Below are 17662 nucleotides of genomic sequence, written 5' to 3' on the forward strand. Positions count from 1 at the left end.
TTATTTCAAAAATACTGTTTTATTTAATTCTGCTGACTCTTTAGCTGCCTCTAATATTTCTACGGCAGTAACATTGATGGGTAATCCATAGAGGTCGTTCTTATCCAGCGTCAACCTGCCACTTACTACAGACGCCAGTAGAGAAAACGGGTCGGCATAGGGTTCAGGGCGAGGCTCCAGTTCCAATACCTCTTCCGGTGACTTCTCATTCAGGCGCTGACGAACTGTTGTTGCATCTACGGCAACAGCATAGCCTTTGTCTCCATAAACCTCCATATCCTTTCTGGAGAAGGGCCAGTTCCAGGAGCCCTGAATGATGCATTGGGCTTTGGGGTACTGCAAGATAATAGACGCTTCATCGTCCACTTCTTTGTAAATGCCAGGCTTGTTCTGGTGGACGACCGCTGTTACAGAAACCGGCCTTTCTCCTTTCATAAGCCAGGTCATCAGGTTAGCACCATAACACCCAAAATCCATCAAGGCTCCTGCTCCATTCTTCTCAGGGTCCGTTAGAATTTCCAGAAACTCTTTACTGACCCCGATTTCCTTTGGCCCCTGGTGCCCATCATTCACCATCACTTTCCGTACCTCTCCCAGCTTTCCCTCCTCAACCGAATTATTCACATACTGGTTGCTCGCATACCAGGACGTTTCAAAATTTGTAAGTACGTGGATGGAGTTCTTCGATGCAAGGGATTGAATCTCCATTGCATCAGCAAAGGTGGTAGCAAGTGGCTTTTCCACCATTACATGAATTTTCCTCGGAGCGCATGCTCTTACCACGGTGATATGCTCACTCGTTGCCCCGAAGGCAGAAACAGCTTCCGGCTTTGCCTGGTCGAGCATTTTGATCAGGTCCCTAAAAAACAGGCCCTGATCAATCTTATAGCGCTTTGCATACTTATCCGCTAGCTCCTGGTCAGGCTCGTAAATCCCTACCAGAACAATATCCTTCTTATCAGCCCTGTTAAAAATCCAATCCACATGGCCATGACTCAGACCTGCCACAGCAACTCTCACCGGCGCCTGGGCAAAGCTTTGCGTGAGAAGCAAAACACACAGAAGGGTAATAAGATAAGTTTTCATGGCCTGCTATTTTCCTATACAGTAAGGTAAATATAGGATAAATAAATTAATGAGGTAACAGCAAGCACCGCAGTAAGGGTAGAATATGGTATCAACCCTAATGTTTGTCCTCGCGAATAGCTCCTGTTACTACTGCGGCGGCATGATATAAAAAGAAAATAAGCCAGATACTGCCGACAGTTAAAACCTACTGGCAGTATCTGGCTTACGTATTATTGCTTACTTTACTTCATGAAGCACCCGGGAACTGAACAACTCCCTATTCAGGATCTACTAAACCACAAGGCATTAACTGTAATGCCTCTGGAGACTTATGCAAGCGAATTATCAGAAGTGCCGCATAGCCACAATGCTTACATGATCATGTACGTGCAGGAAACAAAGGACGGTGACCATCTCATAGACTTCCAGCGCTATCCCCTCCAGGCTGACAGGGTGTTCTTACTTCGGCCAGGCCAGGCACACCAGCGGCAATCAAAAAAGGAGAAAGGGGTGCTGGTGTCATTCTCAGAGAGATTTCTGCAGGAAACGGGCATGCGGGCGCACGACACCTTTGTCGTTTTCAGTTCGGTATACCAGCACCCATACCTCGACCTGCCGGATTAACTGAGGGTTATTTTTGAGGAGCTGGTAAGCCTCATGATAAAAGAACTGCAGGAGCCGCAACTGGACATGACGATACTATGGCGATACCTGTATATTCTTCTGCAGTACCTGCTTCGGGAGTGCCAGGTGCAGATTGAGAAAATTACACCTACACGACACAGTGAACGTCTCTTTCGCCTCAGCAGCCTGATAGAGAACTATTACCGTGAGCACCGCGGTGTTAGCTTCTATGCGGATGCCCTGGATATTACCCCCAAGCACCTGAACAGCCTCTGCCGGCAGTACCTGCACACAACCGTTGCCGACATGCAGCACAAGCGGCTGCTAATAGAAAGCAAGCGCCTGCTGTTCTTCAGTAGCCTGTCTGTAAAACAAATCGCTTACCAGCTCGGCTTTGAGGATACTTCTTACTTTGTGCGCTTCTTTAAAAGAATAACCGGACTAACGCCGACACAATTAAGAAGCGGAGGTTCTGAAAGTACCATTCTGGCCGCAGAAAATCCTGCTAGCTGAATTTGGCGCTGCTGTAATTTTGCAGAAATGATTTTATCATGCAAAATAACGGCAACTTAAAAGCGATTGCACTTGGCTCCATAGCATGCGTCTTCTTCAGCTCAACTTATATCCTGAATAGCTTCCTGTCTTTAAAGGGCGGGCACTGGGCCTGGACAGCGGGCATGCGTTCCTTCTTCCTGATGCTCCTGCTTGTCATGCTGCTCGCGGCAAAGGGGCAGCTGAGACAACTGTTGTGGGTGATGCGGCAGAACCGGCAGGTGTGGCTTCTGTGGGGGGGCGTGGCCTTCGGTGTTTCTTATCTTTTTCTGACGTTTGCCGCCTCCTTTGGGCCCGGCTGGCTGATAGCCGGTGTTTTTCAGTTTACGATAGTGGCAGGCATACTGCTCTCCCCTTTCCTGTACAAAGACCATCGTGCCAAAATCCCTTTCAAAGCGCTGCTCCTCTCTCTGCTCATCATGGTCGGGATCGCCTTTATGCAATGGAGCCAAAAGAACGGGAGCTATACTCCGCATCAATTGTGGTGGTGCGTTGGTCTTGTTCTATTGGCGGCTTTTACCTGGCCGCTGGCAAACCGGAAGCTTTTGCTCTATGTGGAAGAGAGCGGTCACCCCCTCAGTGCTATACAGCGTGTGGCAGGCACCGCCGCCATAGGTAGCCTCCCCTTTCAGTTAGTGCTGATGGCATACGGTTACTACCAGGCTGGCCTGCCTAACCAGGAGCAACTTTTGGCTGCTGTGGAGGCCACGCAATCCATTGAGATATTGGTCACTGTGATAGGGGAAGTACTGCTGCTGGGTATTCCGTGGCCCAATTGGATTGGGAATATGGGGATGTTGCTGGTCGTTTTCGGGCTCGTACTTTACAGTATACCATCACGGCAGAAGGTGCTGCAGATACCTAAAGCTATGGGTACCCGGCATCGTATTTAGCACATGTAAAATACTCCGAAAGTAAAGCCACCTATAAGTGGATAAGGTTGCATAACTCAATCCGGATGCTAGACGAAAGGCCACTTTTGTGTAGATATCCGAACATGATCACTGCTTCTCCTGCTGTTTCTGTTTTGGGTGCCACAGCTATCTGATTCTTACTCACCTCACAAAGCCAAGAAGCATTTTATGTTGCGGGTGTTTGTTTGAGCTAAACAATATCCAAAATAATTGGACAGAACCTTAAGTCTCAGGAAATACCCTATACAACCTCGAAAGTGCGTACAACATTTCTGCCACCTGCTGTATAGGAAAACGCTTTGTTAAACAAAAAAGCCCTGTATATCAAAAAAATATACAGGGCTTTCAAATTGTACTATGTGGAGATGCAGGGATTCGAACCCTGGTCCAGACAAGGAAACCGTCGTGCCTTCTACATGCTTAGGCTTATTCGGATTGTCGGGAGCTTGCGAGTATAAGCCAAACTTATGCGCACTCCTTAGATGCTTTAGTTTCGCCTGTGCATCACATCGCTACACAGACTAGTAAAACGGATCGAAGCCTCGAATGTGCAAGCAGTTTCACGAAACCTGCACGAGACTATGGCATATTACTTAATACCTAGATTAAGCAGCCATGGCGTAATTAGATTCGCCATTTATTGTTCGAACGCAATTTTTGACAGGTGGCACGTTCAACACCTGGCATGCTTACACGCAATCTGCGCAAGCTGTCAATTCCAGTCATCCCCATAAGTTAAAGAACGTATTCTTGCTGTTTATACTTCAACTTCAAGAAGTATGCCACAAATATACACAATTTTATGGCTTTTCCCCGTTGTCAGCGAGAATTTAACACCAGTATACGAACAAAAGGTTCACCTGTTTAACCAATAAACAGGTGAACCTTGCAGCTGTACTAGTAATCAACTAAGCGCCAGTTGGCTAAACTCTCGTAACGCAATTAAAAGGTATTGGCACTTAACCGTTCTGTCATCTGCAGCGTGTTTATTTCAGGCGATTGATATAAATCCGCCGGGGAGTTAGTATACAGGAAACGTTTCATCGGGTATTTTACCTGGAATACTTTTGGGTTTTTAGCACCTGCCGGAACCAGCATCAGCGAGGATTTGCCTTTGATAGTTTCTCTTTCAATGTTCATACCCTCCCGGTTATCGAAGCGTACATCGAAGTAGTAAAGGTAAGGGTATACCCAATTCACATACTGCGTTTTGCTGGCGCCCGAAAGGCTTCTGATCTCCAATTCATCGTAGTTGTTGGCGATGGCCTGCTGGAACTCTACGGCGTTCAGCGGAACGTTATGTAGCACAGGCATAACATCGAACTGACCGTCCAGCATCACCCATTTCTGCAAGTCGGGCAGGAATACTTCCAGCAGCACGTGTTTTGCTCCGGAGGTAGTGGTTTCCACATCTTTTGTTTTCAAGCCCATCACGCGGGCAGGCAAACCGATGGAGTTCAGGCAGGAAGTAGCCACCACACCGTACTCCACGCATCGAAACTGCTTGCCTTCTTTTACTTCCTTCAGAATAGTAAGCGCATCTGGTCTGGAGGGTTCATTTGAGCCGTTGTGCTTCCACTGTTTGTGTACCCAGTTCACCATGCGCAGCGCCTTTTCTGTGTCGTTGGCGGCTCCTTTCACTACTTCATCCAACTGGTATTTGCCACGAAGCGCATTCAGGAAAACGTTGTTTATATTCTGCTCATAGGCGAATTCATAGTCTGAATGCGCCTGTACCTCGTCAAACGGCAAGGCCTGGAATCCAAAGCCCTGCAGCTCCGTTAACGCATAGTCTTTTCCGTTGAGCGCTACGTAAAACAAATACTTGTCGCCTGGCTTAACATCAAAGGCTATAGAATCGAGGTTAGTATAGAAGATAACCTTCTCCTGCTGTCCGTGTACCGGCACCTGCAGTATATCCGGTACTAGCTCAGGCATGATGTTCCAGTTGACTTTTACCAGCTCTTTTCCTATTTTATAATCTGCCACCTTGGTTGTGGCTTGTATAACAGGCAGACCATTATACATTTTCTGTGCGAAGGCCGGCATGACCAGAAACAACAGCATGAACAGGAAATTGAATGACTTTTTCATGGTTTTATTTTGTAGGTTAATGTATAGTATGGATCAGTTAATGATATTCACTTTAGGTAAAGTGGAGTGCCGGAGCACTCTCAAAGATTGCCATTCTACTCTGTCCGCAGCGAAGTAACAGGATTTGCCACGGCCGTTTTAATGGCATGGAAGCTCAAGGTGAGCGTGGCGATAACAAGTGTCGCGGCAAAAGCTATCGCAAAAATCCACCAGCTCAGGTCAGTGCGGTAGGCATAATCGCTGAGCCATCCGTTCATCAGGTACCAACTTAGCGGCAGCGCGATCAGGTTTGCCAGCAGCACCAGCTTTAGAAAATCTTTGCTCAGCATCAGCACAATACCAGAAACAGAGGCTCCTAACACTTTGCGCACCCCAATCTCTTTTTTGCGTTGCTCCGCTGTAAAGAGAGCTAAGCCAAATAATCCAAGGCAGGAGATAAAGATGGCAATGCCCGCGAAGTAATTGGTAAGCCGCCCGATAACAGCTTCACTTTTATACATCTGCTCAAAGTCGTCGTCTAGAAAATGGTAATCAAATGGGAAGGCTGGGTTATGCTTCTGTAGTACAGTTTCCATAGATGCCAGCGCTTCGGTGGTCTTACCAGGCATTGTTCTTACATAAAGTAGATTTACATCCGAAGGTGCGAAGCGGATAATGAGAGGCTTAATGCCCACCTGCATTCTTCTGGATTGGAAGTCTTCCACCACGCCAACAATATGGCCTCTTGTACCCCATAAGTCTAACCACTCACCCACAGGCTCCTGCAACTGCATTACCCTTACCGCCTCTTCATTTAAAATGTAGTTAGCTGTATCTGTACTAAAGGCTTTAGAGAAATCACGTCCTTCTTTTATTTTTATGCCCAGTGTCTCCAGTAAACTATATTCTACATTCATGACGTCAATAGATACCTCGTCGCCCGGTTCCTTTCCATTCCAGCTTGCGCCACTTGTGTTGGAGCCAATGCTGAGAGGATTCTGATTAGAGGCTGATACAAGGGCAATACCTGGCATAGAAGATAATTCCTGCTTTACTGTTTCATATCGTGCTCCGAGGTCTCCTTCTATAGGTACATATACCACATGTTCACGTTGCAGACCTATGTTTTTGTTTCGGATAAATTCAATTTGCAAGTACACGACCAATGTGCTTACAATCAGTAGTGCGGAAAGCATAAACTGGAATACCACCAGTCCCTTCCTAAGATATACTGCTTTATTATTAAGCTTTACAGTGCCTTTTAGCACTACCGCCGGATCAAAAGCCGACAGGAAAAAGGCTGGATAGCTGCCGGAAACAATGCCCGTAAACAAGGCTACTCCCAACAGTAACATGACCAGCTCCGGGTTTGAGAGGTCCAGCTGCACCGCTTTGTCTGTTAAGCTGTTGAAGGCTGGCAGCAAGAGCCCTGTCAGATTTAAGGCTATAAACAGCGCCAGGAAAGATACTAGAACAGATTCTACCATAAATTGACTGATAAGTGACGCTTTACTTGCCCCTATCGCTTTGCGCACGCCTACTTCTTTGGCACGTTTAGCCGAGCGGGCGGTGGCAAGGTTCATAAAGTTGATGCAGGCAATAAGAAGTATAAAAACAGCTACTACCGAAAAAAGGCGCACATACAGAATCAAACCGCTTTCACCTTTACCCTTGCTAAATTCGGAGTACAGATGCTGTTTGCTATAGGCATGCAAAAAGAGCTCGTCATCCATATCTCCCTGTGTGCTCAGGAAGTGCTTCAGCTTTTTATCAAGAGCCGGTATATCAGTATCTTTTTCAACTTGGATAAAAGTTAATATCCCGTTGTTGTTCCACTCCTTCAGCCACTGGTTCCTCGCTTCATAGTTTTCATAAGGTATCACAAAGTCAAACTTTAATGTCGAGTTCTTTGGGACTTTCTGCATGACGCCCGTTACTTTATAGCTCTCGTCGTTGTTGAGTTTAACAACTTTGCCAACCACCTCAGTAGAGCCAAAAAGTTTCAGCGCAACACTGTCGCTGAGCACTACCGACTTAAGCTCCTGAAGTGCCTGCGCTGCATTACCGTGCAATAGCGGAAAACTGAAAACCTCAAAGAACTCTGGGTCAGGATACTGTCCATTTACTTTTATACTCTTATCTCCATAAGACAACAGTTCATCACCGCCTTGGCTTACCCGAACGGCATGCACTACTTCAGGCATGTTTTGCTCAAGAGCGGGCGCCAACCTTCCTGAGTGGGCTGGCACTGTTAGGTTATCGGCTCCCGTATAAAGTTCAGTTCTGTAAACCATGTACAGCTCATCTATATTCTCATGGAAGCGGTCAAAGCTCACCTCATCCTTTACCCAGAGTAGAATCAGGATGCAGCATGTCATGCCCAGCGCAAGGCCTGATATGTTTATTATTGAGAAAACTTTATGACGCATCAAATTGCGCCAGGCCATTTTGAAGTAGTTCTTAAACATAGTTTCAGGTATCTAAATGTAAAAGTATTGTTCGGATATTTTAAGCTTCCTACTGTACAGTAACTCCTTAAGAAATTAAGATGCCAAACTTTTAACATTTTGATTGTCAATGACATAAACAAGCCATTGTGTATACAGGTGTACGCTTTTGATACACCTGCCCGCGTTACACCTGCCCGCTTCCGTTACAGGGAAATGTCTGAATCAGGATTTATAGGATGTATTAGGATTTACAGGATGAGAATCCAATTCATTTATGAGAACTATTACAGCCAAATCATTCTTACTTTATCATTAATCCTGTGCATCCTTATCATATCCTGTAAATCCTGATTCAGACAAGCTGATTCCGCTACAGAATTTCAGATGGATTAAGTATATTCGATTTCAGAAACAGAAATTACAATTTATGGCCTCTGCAAAAAATGCCCGTGTTTTGGTGGTAGACGACGAAGCGGACGTGCTGTTTGCGCTGAAGATGCTGCTCAAAACTGAAGTGGGTCATGTCGTGACCGAGAAGAACCCTGACAACCTGCCAGCCCTGCTGGACCGGGAGAAGTTTGATGTTATCTTCCTGGACATGAATTTTAAAAGCGCCCTGAACACCGGCAACGAAGGCCTGTTCTGGCTGCGCCAGATACTGCAGAAAGACAAAGATGCCAAAGTCATTTTAATTACCGCCTATGGCGATGTGGAACTTGCCGTGCGTTCGCTGAAAGAGGGCGCCGCCGATTTTATCGTGAAGCCCTGGCACAACGACAAACTGCTAGAAACGCTGCACCACAACCTGCAGGCCAGGCAACCTAAAAAAGCAGGAGCCGGCAATACCTCCACTCATAAAAACACCAGCACCAGCATTTTAGGTGAGTCAGACGCCATAAAAGAGGTGCTGTATAAGATTGATAAGATTGCGCCCACCGAGGCCAACGTGTTGATACTTGGCGAGAACGGTACAGGAAAAGAACTGGTAGCGCGGGCACTGCATGAAAAGTCCTTCAGGGCTACCAAGCCCTTCATCAGCGTAGACATGGGTGCCCTGACGGATTCCCTGTTCGAGAGCGAACTGTTCGGATCTAAAAGAGGTGCTTTTACCGATGCCAAAGAAGACCGTGCCGGCCGTTTTGAAGCCGCTAATGGCGGTACGCTTTTCCTGGATGAGATTGGCAACATTTCACCTGCCATGCAAGCCAAGCTGCTGACGGTGCTGCAGAACCGACAGGTAACGCCGCTGGGCTCTAACACGCCCGTACCGGTAGACATTCGCCTTGTATCAGCTACCAACGAACCTATTTACGAGCTGGCCGCCCGCAACCAGTTCCGCAAAGACCTTATTTACCGCATCAATACCGTAGAAATCACGCTGCCTCCGTTGCGTCAGCGCGAAGGAGACATAGAGCTACTGGCCCGCCATTTCGCTGCCATTTACGCACAAAAGAACCATAAACCGGAACCAGACTTTGCCCCGGCAACACTGCAAAAGCTAAAGCAACACAGCTGGCCTGGCAATGTGCGGGAACTACAACATGCTGTGGAGCGGGCCATTATACTGGCAGAAGGTAATGTGCTGCAACCGCAGGATTTTAGCTTCTCGCCTATGGAAATGGCGACTGCCGCCCCTGCCACAGGTTTTGCGCCGGACAAGGCCGTACCACTCATTGAGATGGAACGCGAGACAATTATCCGGACGTTGGAGAAGAACAAGGGCAACATTTCCAGAACAGCCAAAGAACTGGGCCTTACCCGCACCGCCTTATACCGCCGACTGAATAAGCATGATATTTAAGCGCCTCGAGTTCGGGCTATTTGTCCGCGTTCTACTGCTGCTGGCCATGATGTTCCTGACGCTGGAGTACCTGGTGCAGTATACCTGGCTGCAGGTCATGTCGGGATTACTCATACTGCTGGGGCAGGTATGGGAGTTGTCCCGCTATGTAACGCGCAGCAACAATGAACTGGCGAAGTTCCTGCAGGCCGTAAAGCACCGGGATTTCTCACAGCGCTTCAACGAGCATACCACCAACAGCTCGCTGCGGCAGCTTCATAAAGCTTTTAACCTCATCAACGACACCTATAAGCAGCTGCACATCGAAAAAGAAGCGCAGTTCCATTACATGCAGACTATCCTGCAGATGATAGATACCGGCATTATGGCCGTGGATGCCGCTACCGGTGAAGTGGAGTGGGTGAACGATGCTTTCAAAAACACTTTGGGTGTCCCGTACCTTAAAAGTGTTGCGAATTTAGAACCGCGGTACCCGGCGCTTCATGAAGCCCTGAAAACGATAGAACCCGGCGAGAGCAAGCTGCTGAAGCTGAAGCTGCCAAAAGGCCAGTCGCAGTTGCTGCTTTCTGCCACGGCTTTCACCATGCAGCAACGCGACCTGCTGCTGATTGCCCTCAAGAACGTAAGCGCTACCGTAGACGCCACCGAGACAGAGGCCTGGCAGAAACTGCTGCGCGTGATGACGCACGAAATCATGAATTCAGTGGCTCCCATCGCCTCGCTGGCAGATACACTGGGGCGGCACTTGCAAATGGAGCGCGAAAAGCAGGAGCAGGAACCGGAAGCTGTGCCAGACCCGGAGCTACTGGAGGATACCGCAGAAGGCATCTCGATTATCAAGAAACGTAGCGAAGGGCTGCTGCGCTTCGCCCACTTTTACCGCAACCTGAACAAGTCGCAGCAACTGATGCTGACCACTGTTTATGTGCAGGAACTTTTCAAAAGTATAAACGGCCTGATGCGCCCGCAACTGGAGGAGCAGGGTGTTGAATTAAGTTGTAATGTGTCGCCTCCGGGTCTGCACCTGAACGCCGACGTAAACCTGCTGGAGCAGGTCCTCATCAACCTCATTCTGAATGCGAAGCGCGCCGTACAGGGCCGCCCCCAGCCACATATACAGCTTACCGCACAGCAAGTGGATGGTAAAATAACCATTGAGGTACAGGACAACGGCAGCGGAATTCCGGAGGAGTTGCTGGAAAATATCTTCATTCCCTTTTTCACCTCCCACAAAGACGGCTCCGGCATCGGCCTCAGCCTGGCTAAGCATATCATGCTGCTTCACAAAGGCAGCATACAGGTAGAAAGCAAAGAAGGTGTGGGAACTGTGTTTAAGCTGGTGTTTTAGCAAAAGGGCACAGGTAGCAAGACATTAGACACTGGACTTTCCGCTATTGCCGGTTTCCTCAGAAGAAATGCCAGGTTAACTTAACTGCGCTGTTCCAAACATCCCTGTCCGGTACTAAATCTGCTGTTGACTCAGATGTTCGCATGTTGATAATGGGAACGTACAGGACAAGGCTGTCATCCTCTAAAGACCCGCCCTTACCGCTATATAAGTTTTTCTAACTATTCTACAGTTAGAGCGTTTATTCTTATTACTGCAGAAACTTTAACTATAGCAGCAGTAAAAGTCTTCACTTCCTACCTCTGAGCAATGAAAGAACAAAGCTTACAGCAGAAAGTAACTGAAATTTTGGCAACAGCAGACGTAAAAATCAACGGTCCCGATCCATGGGATTTGCAGGTCCATAACGATGGATTTTATAAGCGGGTGCTGACGCAGGGAACGCTGGGGCTGGGAGAGTCTTACATGGATGGCTGGTGGGACTGTGAGCGGATAGATGAATTTGCTTACAAGGTGATACGGGCAGATCTATACCGACAAGCGAAGTTCGGTTGGAAAACGGTGGTGCAGATGCTGCTGGCAAAAGTCCTTAACATGCAGGCTAAAGGAAAAGCTGCCCGCAATGCTCAGCGGCACTACGACATCGGCAATAAGCTTTACAAGCTGATGCTGGACAAACACATGGCCTACAGCTGCGGCTATTGGAAAGGCGCCGAAAACCTTGACCAGGCACAGGCAAATAAGCTCGACCTGATTTGCCGTAAAATAAGAATACAACCGGGCCAGCGGGTACTTGACATAGGTTGTGGCTGGGGCAGCTTCGCAAAGTTTGCCGCCGAGCATTATGGCGCAGAGGTGGTAGGTGTTACAGTATCGAAAGAGCAGGCTGCCTTGGGCAGGGAAATGTGTAAAGGGCTGCCTGTTGAAATCAGGCTTCAGGATTATCGTGATGTAAACGAGACGTTTGACCATGTGGTATCGGTGGGTATGGTGGAGCATGTGGGCTACCGCAACCACCGTGCGTTTATGAAAACGGCGGCACGCTGCCTGAAGGACGATGGCCTGTTTTTGCTGCATACTATCGGGCACCCTTTCTCCAAAACATCCGCCGACCCCTTCACCGACACCTACATCTTCCCTAACTGCCTGATCCCCTCTCTCAAACAACTCAGCGCAGCCATGGAACATGTTTTCGTGCTGGAAGACCTGCACAACTTCGGGCCCTATTACGACCCTACACTGATGGCCTGGTTCCAAAACTTTGACCAGAACTGGGACCAATTAAAAGGAGACTACGACGAACGCTTTTACCGGATGTGGAAGTACTACCTGCTTTCCAGCGCCGGCTCTTTCCGCGCCCGCAACAACCAGCTCTGGCAAATGGTGCTCTCCAAAAAGGGTATCCTTGGCGGTTATGAATCGGTGCGGTAGGTGTATAACGCTTAACCATCCCAAACTTCTGCTTGCAGAACGGGAGCAAAACAAGAAGGCGTGACTGTAGCTACAGTCACGCCTTCTTGTAAACCTACTGATGGCTCAGCAGATATAGCATTGAACTGAATTTACTTAACCAAAAGCATTGTACCAGACTTGGCAGTGCTTCCGTTCACGAGTCGGTAGATGTACACGCCCGCCTGCTTGTTAGCGGCTTTAAAGTTTTGGGAATAAGTTACACCGCTTTCAGCGTTTCCTTCAAAAAGCGTGGCTACCTCACGTCCGGTTATATCAAAAACCTTCAGCGATGTCTGTCCGCTCTCTTTCGCTGTGAAACGAATGGTCGTGCTCTCAGAGAAAGGGTTCGGATAGCTGCTCACCAGGTCTCCCTGCAGGCTTACCATTCCTTCTGCTGAGCGAGCCGTTGACACTTTGGATGCACTTAAGCTGAATTCCTGCGGTAAATCAAATGCTTCCACCTGGTCGAACCTGTAATAGCTTAAACCCTGGTCGGCACTGAAGCCCAGGCCTCTTCTTGCAAAGGCGTTCCAGATAAGCTCCTGATTCGCTCCTCCATAGTTTATCTGATCAGCCAGGAGAATGGCATCACGGCCGTCAACAAAACCTGGTCTGCATGGTTGCAGCTTTAAACCGTCAATCACCAGTTGCATTGCCATGTTATTACCGCCATTCCCATTATACAGGTCTTCATCAAAACCATATTTATCGATCAGGTCCCAGGTCATCTCCCATAGAGCCGTGGCAAACACGAAGCCAACACCATGCGGTGCAGAAAGCGCCGGGTTGTTGGTAGCGCCATAGGTATAGTTGTTCACACTAAAACTGGTGGAATACGGTGCTGGCCTGATACCTAGCCCATCTGTTGGCTCACCTACGGCATAGGTACCTATACCTCTTACCTTCTCGCGTGTATCACCCGGCTTCATGGTCATCATCAGGCCAAACCAGTCGCTCCAGCCTTCACCCATTTGCTCGGTTGTCAGTATTTGCGTTCCAACGCGCACCTGTGTAGGAAGGCATGAGGTAATATCCGGACCACCTGTCAGGCGGTTTGAAATGCCATGGCCGTACTCATGTACAATAATTCCGTTGTCAAAGTCCCCATCTACATCCGGATTTGGATCGTTTTTCAAACTAACCGTTATATTTTCCCCGGCATCCATTGCTTCCCGTATAGTTGCTCCCGCATCCTGCGTAATCATCACGGCCGGAATAGTGATCGGGGCTTCAGGTCTCTCTAAGCCACCCATTGTTAAGAGACCTGCCGCATTATTGATCACCACTACCGCAATGGCACCCGCTGCCTGAGCGTTTTCCACTTTTTGCACAAAGGCACATACCCCTCTGTACACTACCGCTATATTGCCATTGATAGCCTCAGGGTTTAGGAATGGATCGCACCCCTCACTGTTCGCACCATCTATGGCTAAAACGAGTTTACCGGTAAGTGGTGTGGGGGTAAGTGGCGGTCCAAAGCTTGCTCCTGATGAAGCATAAGTACCCGTTAAGGATGATGGAGACACCACTTGGAACTGGTCTTGATCCGGCCTGCTCCACAGGTACATTTGCATTCTTGGCCTTCCACCATCGGCAGGAGTCGCAAAGTTTGCGTTGTTACGTGTGGTTGAAATATTTCTGCTATCCTGTGCTTCAGCCATTACATGGTCTCCGCCCAAGCCGCCTCTGTCTAAGTTGCTGGTTTGAAAGTTGCCGCTTTCTTCATCAAAGCCATACTTATACCAAACATCATGGATGATATTATTCCAGTAAAAAAGATTGGTAATGGCAGCATCTCTATAGGCAACAGGTTCCTGGGAAAAATCGATAGGATATTTAAACACCCGCTCGGTTCCACCATCCGGGCTGTACCCGTACATGTCCTGCGCGCCCCCTACATAGCCTGTATTATCAGGATCTTCGTACGCATACACGTTATTGCCCCTGGTAATGGTATAACTGGTGTTCCCGGCGGTATGCCAGCCATCTGGAGAAGCTATTTTGTCCGCCACCTTCCCATTAACCGGCTTTCGGCCGCCATGGCTTGGGCTCTCCACCGGCATGGGGTACACCTCGTAAAGACCGGGAGTCTTTCCCTGGTTCACCGGGCCTTGCATAGGCGCATACGGTGTCATATCCGCATCCTGCAGATAAGGAGCTGTAGCGGTGTGGCTGTGGGTATCATGCAGGAATTTTCCGCCGGTTCCGTTATTCTCAAACTGGCAATGCACCACCATGTTATCTTTATCTAAAAACTCGCCGGTATTGGCATCCACCCGGATGTTCCACCAGTTCAGTGCGTCCAGCTCATAAATAGACACCTCCCAGGCAAGTTTAAGGCTGCCGTCACCCATGGGCTGGTACACCAGCTTGGCAGGAATCGGCTCTAAAGAGATGCCCCCTTTAGACAACAGCACTTCCTTGTTGCTGGCACTGCCGCTCTCTAACACATTCAAAGGCTCATTTAAAAAGACCCCCAAATGCCTGGCTGCCGCAGCTACTGCAGCAGCAGCATCAAGGCTGGCCTGCTCGTTTTTTACTTTTTCTCCAACATCGGAATGCAAGCGATTTCCCAGGGTAATTACTTTACCCTCATTGTCCATGCTTATGTTAGTGATAGCACCATGTATCTCAATACCATGATGCATCTGCTTAATGTAAAGGTGCTTTATGCCGCTTTTTTTGCTTTCTGTTGCACTGCTTAGTTCTAAGTCAGCAATATCTTCATCTTTTACTTTAAGCTTCTGCTTGTTTTTCTTGATGTGTTCAAGTGCCACTGCCGGTACTTGCTTTTTCTCTTTGTTTCCTCTCCCCTGGCCTTGAGCAAAGGAAAGTGTACTCCCCAAGCTGAGCGTAGCAATTAGCGCTAGTTGAAGCACGTTGTGTAAAGGTTTCCTCATTGAATTGATAATTAGTTAGATGAGATTATATATTATTTTAACTATACTTAGTATCAATATAAAAATAATATATAACATTCATAAAATTAAAGGAAATATACAACTCAGGAGTAACATAGAATAATGTACTTTAATATGTTATGCTTCACCTACATTATTGTTTTGTTTGAATGGAAGCGCATTAGAAAACCCACATTCTAATTGTCACAATTTGCAAAAAGTAACATTAAAAAAATTAGATTATTTAATTCAAATATATTTTTAGTCAATTAATTATACAAATATTACAATAAAATTATTCTAGCTGTGATTCACTTCTTGCTGAGTTAGGGCCCGGCGCCTCTTTCGGTGGATAACTATCTGGAAAACTACTGCATAAATCCCCTCCCATCTCACCTTCAGTTTGATTATCTTTGTCCTAATGGAAAATTTTGTAGTATCAGCGCGTAAATACCGTCCGACCACGTTCGACAGCGTGGTGGGGCAGCATCATATAACCAATACCCTTAAAAACGCCATCAGCAGCCAACATTTGGCGCAGGCATTCCTTTTCTGCGGGCCACGCGGTGTGGGTAAAACCACTTGTGCCCGCATCCTGGCGAAGACCATTAACTGCCAAAACATCACCCCGGAGGTGGAAGCCTGTAACGAGTGCGAATCGTGCCGCAGCTTTAACTCCAACAGCTCTTTTAACATACATGAACTCGACGCGGCCTCTAATAACTCGGTAGAAGATATCCGGAACCTGGTGGAGCAGGTGCGCTATGCACCGCAAACGGGCAAATACAAAATCTATATTATAGATGAGGTGCACATGCTCTCTAACCAGGCCTTCAACGCTTTTCTGAAGACGCTGGAGGAGCCACCTTCCTATGCCATTTTTATACTGGCCACCACCGAGCGCCACAAGATCATCCCTACTATTCTGTCGCGTTGCCAGATCTTTGACTTTAACCGGATCAGGATTGATGACATGGTGCGCCATTTAGGTAGTATCGCCACAAAAGAAAGCATACAGGCGGAGCCGGATGCCCTACACCTGATTTCGCAGAAAGCGGATGGAGCACTGCGTGACGCCCTCTCTATCTTTGACCAGATGGTGACCTTCTCGGGCAGTAACGTCACCTATAAAGCAACTGTCGAGAACCTGCACATCCTGGATTATGATTACTACTTCCGCCTGACGGACCACCTGCTGGAGCAGAACCTTTCCGGCTCATTGCTGCTGTTCGACGAAATTCTGAAGAATGGCTTCGATGCGCACAACTTCCTCATAGGTATTGGCGAGCACTTCCGCAGCCTGCTGGTGTGCAAAGACCAGGCAACGGTGCAACTGCTGGAGGTGTCGGATAATATCAAGGCGAAGTATGTGGATCAGTCAGCAAAGGCCTCTGTGTCGTTCCTGCTTTCGGGCCTGAACCTGGTAAGCACCTGCGACATGCACTATAAGAGCAGCAAAAACCAGCGCCTGCACGTGGAGCTGTGCCTCATGAAAATGGCGCACCTCAACGCTGCCCTCAGTTTTGCCCAAAACGGAGAAGTAGCAAAAAAAGCTAAGGTAGCAGCGCCGGCACCAGCCGCTACCGGTTCAGCAGGTGCCAAAACTACGCCTGCGGCTGACATGCAGCCGCAACAAGGCCAGGTACCGTCAGAGGGGCTGCAGCAACCTGCGCCTTCCAGTGTACCATCTGAGCAGTTGCAGCAACCACAGCCTCCCTCTCATGTACCGTCGGAGGGGCTGCAGCAGCCACCAAAGCCACAGGAGGTAACGCCGGACGCCCACATTGCGCCAGCCAACCCTCAAACTCCACCCGGCTCAGGTCCTGACCGCGGCGCAGACAAGCCGCGTGCGGGTGTACAACTGCCTCCGCCTAAAAAGTTGAGCAAGCTCCCTAGCTTGAAAGATTTAGGCGCTCCCCAGGCCGTTGTCACCGAGACAGCCGTAGCCGAGGAAGAGGAAGAGACCAACTATGGCATGGCGCTTCCTGTGGATAAAGCCCGCCTGAACACGGTGTGGCACGCTATTCTGCGCAGGAAGAAGTCAGAGAACATGATGGAATACACGCTCCTGAACCGGCAGTATCATGTCAGTGATGAGAACGAGATTACGCTGCACCTCGAGAACCACGTGATGCTCGACCAGTTCACATCCTTGCGCCCTTCACTGCTGGCCGAACTGAAAAAAGAAATCGGCAACCGCGGCATTAAGCTGAAAGCAGAGGTAATAGAGGTACAGGAAGGAAATAAGATGTATACCTCGCAGGATAAATTCAACTACCTCGCCGATAAATACCCGATGCTGGTCGATATACGGCAGCGCCTGGGCCTGGACATGGACTTTTAATCTGTAAATATTTCTTATATTTATCCATTCGTAACAAGTCATTAACAGAAGGCTACTAAAGCAACTTTCAATTGTAACTGGTTTTAAGCACATGTATTTCACATACAATACATGTGCTTAAAACCAGTTTTAGTGG

Annotated in this window: 11 protein-coding genes and 1 other RNA gene; 7 read left to right on the top strand and 5 right to left on the bottom strand. The window is 48.2% G+C overall.

What is annotated here, in order from left to right; all coding sequences use genetic code 11:
* Nucleotides 1–1086: a Gfo/Idh/MocA family protein gene (locus DXT99_RS20430; protein WP_115567450.1), complete on the bottom strand. Its 1086-nt coding sequence runs from the start codon at nt 1084–1086 to the stop codon at nt 1–3.
* 231 nt (nt 1087–1317) lie between these two features.
* Here DXT99_RS20430 and DXT99_RS20435 point away from each other — a divergent pair, with 231 nt between their 5' ends.
* From DXT99_RS20435 to DXT99_RS20445, 3 genes are read left to right on the top strand one after another with little or no spacing between them, the layout of a single operon-like run.
* Nucleotides 1318–1692, top strand: coding sequence for a cupin domain-containing protein (locus DXT99_RS20435; RefSeq protein ID WP_147294267.1), 375 nt, complete (start codon nt 1318–1320; stop codon nt 1690–1692).
* Between the two features lie 33 nt (nt 1693–1725).
* Nucleotides 1726–2205: a helix-turn-helix domain-containing protein gene (locus DXT99_RS20440; RefSeq protein ID WP_115567452.1), complete on the top strand. Its 480-nt coding sequence runs from the start codon at nt 1726–1728 to the stop codon at nt 2203–2205.
* A 38-nt stretch (nt 2206–2243) separates the two neighbouring features.
* Entirely contained in the window at nt 2244–3137 is an 894-nt protein-coding gene (locus DXT99_RS20445; protein ID WP_115567453.1) for a multidrug resistance efflux transporter family protein, read from the top strand.
* A 378-nt stretch (nt 3138–3515) separates the two neighbouring features.
* Here the strand turns inward: DXT99_RS20445 and ssrA are convergent.
* From ssrA to DXT99_RS20460, 3 genes are all read right to left on the bottom strand, one after another.
* Nucleotides 3516–3888, bottom strand: a transfer-messenger RNA (tmRNA) gene (gene ssrA / locus DXT99_RS20450).
* Between the two features lie 212 nt (nt 3889–4100).
* Nucleotides 4101–5252 (bottom strand): transglutaminase-like domain-containing protein, encoded by a 1152-nt coding sequence (locus DXT99_RS20455; RefSeq protein ID WP_115567454.1) that lies wholly within the window; start codon nt 5250–5252, stop codon nt 4101–4103.
* 95 nt (nt 5253–5347) lie between these two features.
* On the bottom strand, nt 5348–7699 hold the full coding sequence (locus DXT99_RS20460; protein ID WP_115567455.1) for an ABC transporter permease: 2352 nt from the start codon (nt 7697–7699) through the stop codon (nt 5348–5350).
* A 409-nt stretch (nt 7700–8108) separates the two neighbouring features.
* On the opposite strand from DXT99_RS20460, the gene DXT99_RS20465 reads away from it, so the two are divergent.
* The 3 genes from DXT99_RS20465 (at nt 8109) to cfa (ending at nt 12261) form a co-directional block, all read left to right on the top strand.
* Entirely contained in the window at nt 8109–9482 is a 1374-nt protein-coding gene (locus tag DXT99_RS20465) for a sigma-54-dependent transcriptional regulator (RefSeq protein WP_115567456.1), read from the top strand.
* Nucleotides 9472–10830, top strand: coding sequence for a sensor histidine kinase (locus DXT99_RS20470; RefSeq protein WP_115567457.1), 1359 nt, complete (start codon nt 9472–9474; stop codon nt 10828–10830). The genes DXT99_RS20465 and DXT99_RS20470 overlap by 11 nt, the downstream gene beginning before the upstream one ends.
* Nucleotides 10831–11139: 309 nt before the next feature.
* A complete protein-coding gene (gene cfa, locus DXT99_RS20475; protein WP_115567458.1) occupies nt 11140–12261 on the top strand; it encodes a cyclopropane fatty acyl phospholipid synthase in 1122 nt (373 codons plus the stop codon).
* Nucleotides 12262–12392: 131 nt separating this feature from the next.
* Here the strand turns inward: cfa and DXT99_RS20480 are convergent, their stop codons facing one another.
* The gene (locus DXT99_RS20480) at nt 12393–15182 is read right to left on the bottom strand and encodes a T9SS-dependent M36 family metallopeptidase (RefSeq protein WP_115567459.1); all 2790 of its coding nucleotides are present in this window, start codon (nt 15180–15182) and stop codon (nt 12393–12395) included.
* Nucleotides 15183–15603: 421 nt separating this feature from the next.
* Between DXT99_RS20480 and DXT99_RS20485 the strand changes: the two genes are divergently transcribed.
* Nucleotides 15604–17526: a DNA polymerase III subunit gamma/tau gene (locus DXT99_RS20485; RefSeq protein ID WP_115567460.1), complete on the top strand. Its 1923-nt coding sequence runs from the start codon at nt 15604–15606 to the stop codon at nt 17524–17526.
* The last annotated feature ends 136 nt before the right edge of the window (nt 17527–17662 follow it).

It is taken from the genome of Pontibacter diazotrophicus, assembly GCF_003367245.1.
GTDB classification, from domain to species: Bacteria; Bacteroidota; Bacteroidia; order Cytophagales; family Hymenobacteraceae; genus Pontibacter; species Pontibacter diazotrophicus.

Bases quoted from the DNA above. Each gene is read 5' to 3' on its own strand.
- DXT99_RS20430 (WP_115567450.1), bottom strand. From the start codon at position 1,086: ATGAAAACTTATCTTATTACCCTTCTGTGTGTTTTGCTTCTCACGCAA.
- DXT99_RS20460 (WP_115567455.1), bottom strand. From the start codon at position 7,699: ATGTTTAAGAACTACTTCAAAATGGCCTGGCGCAATTTGATGCGTCAT.
- DXT99_RS20455 (WP_115567454.1), bottom strand. From the start codon at position 5,252: ATGAAAAAGTCATTCAATTTCCTGTTCATGCTGTTGTTTCTGGTCATG.
- DXT99_RS20485 (WP_115567460.1), top strand. From the start codon at position 15,604: ATGGAAAATTTTGTAGTATCAGCGCGTAAATACCGTCCGACCACGTTC.
- DXT99_RS20470 (WP_115567457.1), top strand. From the start codon at position 9,472: ATGATATTTAAGCGCCTCGAGTTCGGGCTATTTGTCCGCGTTCTACTG.
- cfa (WP_115567458.1), top strand. From the start codon at position 11,140: ATGAAAGAACAAAGCTTACAGCAGAAAGTAACTGAAATTTTGGCAACA.
- DXT99_RS20465 (WP_115567456.1), top strand. From the start codon at position 8,109: ATGGCCTCTGCAAAAAATGCCCGTGTTTTGGTGGTAGACGACGAAGCG.
- DXT99_RS20440 (WP_115567452.1), top strand. From the start codon at position 1,726: ATGATAAAAGAACTGCAGGAGCCGCAACTGGACATGACGATACTATGG.
- DXT99_RS20435 (WP_147294267.1), top strand. From the start codon at position 1,318: ATGAAGCACCCGGGAACTGAACAACTCCCTATTCAGGATCTACTAAAC.
- DXT99_RS20445 (WP_115567453.1), top strand. From the start codon at position 2,244: ATGCAAAATAACGGCAACTTAAAAGCGATTGCACTTGGCTCCATAGCA.
- DXT99_RS20480 (WP_115567459.1), bottom strand. From the start codon at position 15,182: ATGAGGAAACCTTTACACAACGTGCTTCAACTAGCGCTAATTGCTACG.